We start from the raw sequence: 4955 nt of genomic DNA, 5'->3' as shown, positions 1-4955 counted from the left end.
GCTCGATGTCACGCCGGCCGATCAGTGGTGCCAGGTCGTGGACGCAGACGCCGCGATGCCGACCGTCGCTTTCGACGAGAGCGGTGCCCCCGCCATTTCGATCCCCGCATCCGACCCGCCGAGCGGTGTTGTCGTCGACGTTCTCACGGAGGGCGACGGAGCCGTCGTCGAGCCCGGTGACAGCGTTACGGTCAACTACACCGGCGTGAAGTGGAGCGATGGCACCGTCTTCGACTCCAGTTGGGAGAAGGGCTCGCCCGCGACCTTCCAGACCACGCAGGTCGTGTCCGGTTTCCAGCGAGCACTTGAGGGGCAGAAGGTCGGCTCGACCGTCCTCGTTTCGATGTCGCCCCTGTGTGGATACGGCGAAGCATCAGTGACCAACACCAACGCGCTGGCCGGCGAGACTCTCGTCTTCGTCGTGCAGATCATCTCGACCGAGCCCGCGGCGGGCTGAGCACGTCCCGACGCGGCGCAGCGCGAGGCCCTCGATAGGCTGAGGGCATGCGCCGCGTCATCATTCTCGGCTCCAGCGGGTCGATCGGCACGCAGGCACTCGACGTCATTCGGGGCAACCGGGACCGGTTCGAGGTCGTCGGTCTGGCGACCGGGAGTCAGCGCAAGGTCCTCGAGGCGCAGGCCCGCGAGTTCGGTGTTGAGAGCACGGCTGTCGGCATCCGTGAGGCAGAGCAATTGGTTCGGGATGTCGAGGCTGATGTCGTCCTCAATGGCATCACGGGATCGGTCGGCCTCGGGCCGACCATCGCCGCGCTGGAGGAGGGGCGGACGCTGGCGCTGGCGAACAAAGAGTCGCTCATCATCGGCGGCGAACTGGTGACAGCGCTCGCGCAGCCGGGGCAGATCGTTCCGGTGGATTCCGAGCACTCTGCGATCGCCCAGGCCCTGCGCTCCGGCGAGCGGGCAGAGGTCCGCCGCTTGGTGCTGACCGCGTCAGGCGGCCCGTTCCGTGGTCGCGCCCGCGAAGCGCTGGAGTCGGTGACGCCCGCCGAGGCGCTGGCGCATCCGACCTGGAACATGGGCCGGGTGGTCACCACGAACTCGGCGACCCTGGTCAACAAGGGCCTCGAGGTGATCGAGGCGCACCTGCTGTTCGACGTGCCCTACGCACAGATCGACGTGGTGGTGCACCCGCAGTCGGTTGTCCACTCGATGGTGGAGTTCAGTGATGGCTCCACGATCGCCCAGGCATCCCCGCCCGATATGCGCCTCCCGATCTCGCTCGGCCTGGACTGGCCGCATCGCATCGCCGGAGTCGGTGCACCTATCGACTGGAGCGTCGCCACCACCTGGAGCTTCGAGCCACTGGATGAGAAAGCCTTTCCTGCCGTCGCGTTGGCAAAGCGCGTGGGGCGCGCAGGCGGAACGTATCCGGCGGTTTTCAATGCTGCAAACGAGGTAGTTGTGGATGCCTTCCACGACGGGGACATCGGATTCCTCGACATCCTCGTGACCGTCGAGCGGGTCGTCGATGCCCATGATGCGCCGTCATCGCTCACCCGCGAGAGCCTCGCGGAGGCCGAACAGTGGGCCCGGCGCAGGGCGGCCGAGCTCGTGCGGTCAGGTCAGTAGGTCGTCAGGCCGCGCGCGCGGAATTGCCGGCGAACGCGTTCGATCAGCTCCGGTTCCGGGGCGCGGGTCTCAGCCAGGCTGTACGCACGCCCCAGGCGGTCCCACTTCGAGGCGCCCATCTGGTGGAACGGGAGAACCTCGACCCGCTCCACGTTCGACCACCGCGCGACGATACCAGCAACGGCGTCGACGTTGTCTTCGGCATCCGTGAGTCCCGGCACGAGAACGAAGCGGATCCACGTGGGAATTCCCCGGGCGGCGAGGCGATCACCGAAGTCGATGGTCGGTTGCAGCTCCCGTCCGGTGACCGTGCGGTAGGTCTCGGGGATGCCGGATTTCACGTCCAGCAGCACGAGGCTGACATCGTCGAGCATCGCGTCGGACGCGTTGCGACCCAGGTAGCCCGAGGTGTCGATGGCGGTGTGGATGCCTTCTGCAGCCGCTTCGTGAAGGATGCGGGCAACGAACGCGGACTGCTGCAGCGGTTCGCCGCCCGAGATCGTCAATCCGCCGCCGGTGGCCCGGAAGACGCCGGCGTAGCGGCGGATGCGGGTGACGATCTCGGCGAGCGTCGTGGGCGTTCCATCCTTCTGGAGCCACGTGTCGGGGTTCTGACAGTACTGGCACCGCAGCGGGCAGCCGGAGAGGAACAGCGTCATTCGGGTACCCGGCCCGTCGACGGCGGTGACGAGCTCCCAGGAGTGGACGCTTCCCACCTCGCCGGCGCGGGCCGCCTCAAGACGCGCGTGGTGCGTCTCAAGGCGGCCCGCGTGGACCGTCGGCTGCGGAAGCGCGACGGCGGTCATGTCACACCCCCGCGTGGAAGGTGCGGCTGATCACGTCGAGCTGCTGCTCGCGGGTGAGCCGGACGAAGTTGACGGCGTAACCCGAGACCCGGATGGTCAACTGGGGGTAGTTCTCCGGGTTCTCCATCGCGTCTTCGAGCGTTTCCCGCGTGAGGACGTTGACGTTCAAGTGGTAACCACCTGCAGCCATCTGGGCATCCAGGAGTCCGACGAGGTTCGCGACCCGCTCATCCTCGGTGCGGCCGAGGCCCGCGGGGACGACAGTCGTGGTCAGCGAGATGCCGTCCTGCGCCTGGTCGAAGGGGATCTTGGCGACCGAGAGGGTGGCTGCCAGCATTCCGTGCGTGTCGCGACCGTTCATCGGGTTCGCACCCGGTGCAAACGGGGCTCCGGCGCGGCGCCCGTCGGGGGTGTTGCCGGTGGCCTTGCCATAGACGACGTTCGAGGTGATCGTCAGCACGGACTGGGTGTGGACGGCGTCCCGGTAGGTCGGGTGCGAGCGCAGCATCTCCATGAACTCGGTCACGAGCTCCCGTGCGATGTCATCGACACGGTCGTCGTCGTTGCCGTAGGTGGGGAACTCGCCCTCCACGACGTAGTCGACCACGAGGCCAGTCTCGTTGCGGACGGGGGACACCCGAGCGAACTTGATGGCCGACAGGGAGTCTGCCGCCACCGAGAGTCCCGCGATACCGCAGGCCATCGTGCGCAGGACCTCCCGGTCATGCAGCGCCATCTCGAGCCGCTCGTATGCGTACTTGTCGTGCATGTAGTGGATGCAGTTCAGCGCGTCGACGTAGGTTGCGGCAAGCCACTCCATGAGCGTGCGGAACTTGCCGCGCACGTCGTCGTAGTCGAGCACGTCGCCGACCACGGCCGGCATCACGGGAGCGACCTGCTTGCCGCTGACCTCGTCGCGGCCGCCGTTGATGGCGTAGAGGAGGGTCTTGGCGAGGTTCACCCGCGCGCCGAAGAACTGCATCTGCTTGCCGACGCTCATGGGCGAGACGCAGCAAGCGATCGCCGCATCGTCTCCGCACAGGCCCCGGATGAGGGCATCCGATTCGTACTGGATGGAGGACGTGTCGATCGAAACCTTCGCGCAGAACTCCTTGAACCCGCGGGGGAGGTCGTTCGACCACAGCACCGTCAGGTTCGGCTCGGGCGCTGGGCCCAGGTTGTAGAGAGTTTGCAGGAACCGGAACGCCGTCTTGGTGACGAGCGTCCGCCCGTCAACGCCCGTGCCCCCCAGCGACTCGGTCACCCATGTCGGGTCGCCGGAGAACAGGGCGTCGTACTCGGGCGTGCGCAGGAACCGCACGATCCGAAGCTTGATGACGAGGTCGTCGATGAGTTCTTGCGCTCCCGTTTCGTCGAGGACGCCGGCCTCGAGGTCGCGCTGAATGTAGACATCCAGGAACCCGGTGTTACGGCCGAAGCTCATCGCCGCGCCGTTTTGCTCCTTCACCGCACCGAGGTAGGCGAAGTAGAGCCACTGCAGGGCCTCGCGAGCGTTCGCTGCGGGACGCGCGATGTCGTAGCCGTACGTTGCTGCCATCCGGGTCAGTTCCTGGAGGGCACGGATCTGCTCGGCGTTCTCTTCCCGATCACGGATGATGCTCTCGGTCGAGAAGTGCATGTCGAGCTCGGCGTGCTCGGCCTTCTTGGCATCGATCAGGGCGTCGGTTCCGTAGAGCGCGACCCTGCGGTAGTCACCGATGATGCGGCCGCGGCCATAGGCATCCGGGAGTCCGGTGATGAGGTGACTGCTGCGTGCCCGGCGGACAGCAGGCGGGTAGACGTCGAAGACACCGTCGTTGTGGGTCTTGCGATAGGTCGTGAAGATCTTCTCCAGGTCGGCTGGCACGTCGTAGCCGTACGTCTCCAACGCTCCCTTGACCATGCGCCATCCACCATTGGGCATGATGGCGCGCTTGAGGGGGGCGTCTGTTTGCAGGCCGACGATCAGTTCGTCTTCACGAGCGATGTAGCCCGGTGCGTGCGAGGTGATCGTCGAGGGCGTGGTGGCGTCGACGTCGTACACGCCGCGCTCGCGCTCGGTGGGGAACATCGCGGTCAGCGTCTGCCAGACCCGCTGCGTCCGCTCGGTTGCGCCCGCCAGGAACGAGGCATCACCGCTGTAGGGCGTGTAGTTGCGCTGAATGAAGTCGCGGACGTCAATGGCGTCTTGCCAGGGGCCTGCGACGAATCCGTCCCAGGCCGCGGGGATCGCGTCTGCCTGGTCGACGGGGGTGGGGGTGACGGTGCTCATGGTGACGCATCTCCTTCGTGGGTGTCGAAGTGTGGGTCACTCGTCTCGGCGACGGGTTACGCCGCCGCGGGAGTGCTTCTGACACCGACGCTAGACCTGTGTCGCAGACCCGTCCGAAAGATGCACGAATCGCTACATCCGTGTGGTCTGACCACACAGATGTTTGTGGTCAGACCACAAGGGGTCAGCTGCGCTTGCGACCGAAGATCAGCCCGAAAAGCAGCAGCACCACGAGCGAGCCGATCAGGGCGAAGACCCCGCCCGAAAAGTTCCAGAACGTCGTGTAC

General features: G+C 66.4%; 4 protein-coding genes. 2 read left to right on the top strand and 2 right to left on the bottom strand.

Going from position 1 to position 4955, the window contains the following annotated elements; genetic code table 11:
- A partial coding sequence (locus Q1V87_RS07165) for an FKBP-type peptidyl-prolyl cis-trans isomerase (protein ID WP_300591477.1) occupies positions 1-457 on the top strand: 457 nt, incomplete at its 5' end.
- Positions 458-504: 47 nt separating this feature from the next.
- Complete coding sequence (dxr, locus tag Q1V87_RS07160) at positions 505-1590, top strand: 1-deoxy-D-xylulose-5-phosphate reductoisomerase (protein WP_300591476.1); 1086 nt, start codon at positions 505-507, stop codon at positions 1588-1590.
- Here the strand turns inward: dxr and pflA are convergent.
- Both pflA and pflB read right to left on the bottom strand, forming a co-directional pair.
- Complete coding sequence (pflA, locus tag Q1V87_RS07155) at positions 1584-2396, bottom strand: pyruvate formate-lyase-activating protein (RefSeq protein ID WP_300591475.1); 813 nt, start codon at positions 2394-2396, stop codon at positions 1584-1586. The genes dxr and pflA overlap by 7 nt on opposite strands.
- 1 nt (position 2397) lies before the next feature.
- The gene (pflB, locus tag Q1V87_RS07150) at positions 2398-4668 is read right to left on the bottom strand and encodes a formate C-acetyltransferase (RefSeq protein WP_300591474.1); all 2271 of its coding nucleotides are present in this window, start codon (positions 4666-4668) and stop codon (positions 2398-2400) included.
- Positions 4669-4955 lie beyond the last annotated feature (287 nt).

Source organism: Microbacterium sp., from assembly GCF_030149085.1.
Classification (GTDB): Bacteria; Actinomycetota; Actinomycetes; order Actinomycetales; family Microbacteriaceae; genus Microbacterium.
The sequence above is the reverse complement of the archived record's forward strand: the minus strand, read 5'-3'. Positions and strand labels throughout refer to the sequence as shown.

Excerpts from the sequence above, each read along its gene's own strand:
- dxr (WP_300591476.1), top strand. The coding sequence starts at position 505 with ATGCGCCGCGTCATCATTCTCGGCTCCAGCGGGTCGATCGGCACGCAG.
- pflA (WP_300591475.1), bottom strand. The coding sequence starts at position 2,396 with ATGACCGCCGTCGCGCTTCCGCAGCCGACGGTCCACGCGGGCCGCCTT.
- pflB (WP_300591474.1), bottom strand. The coding sequence starts at position 4,668 with ATGAGCACCGTCACCCCCACCCCCGTCGACCAGGCAGACGCGATCCCC.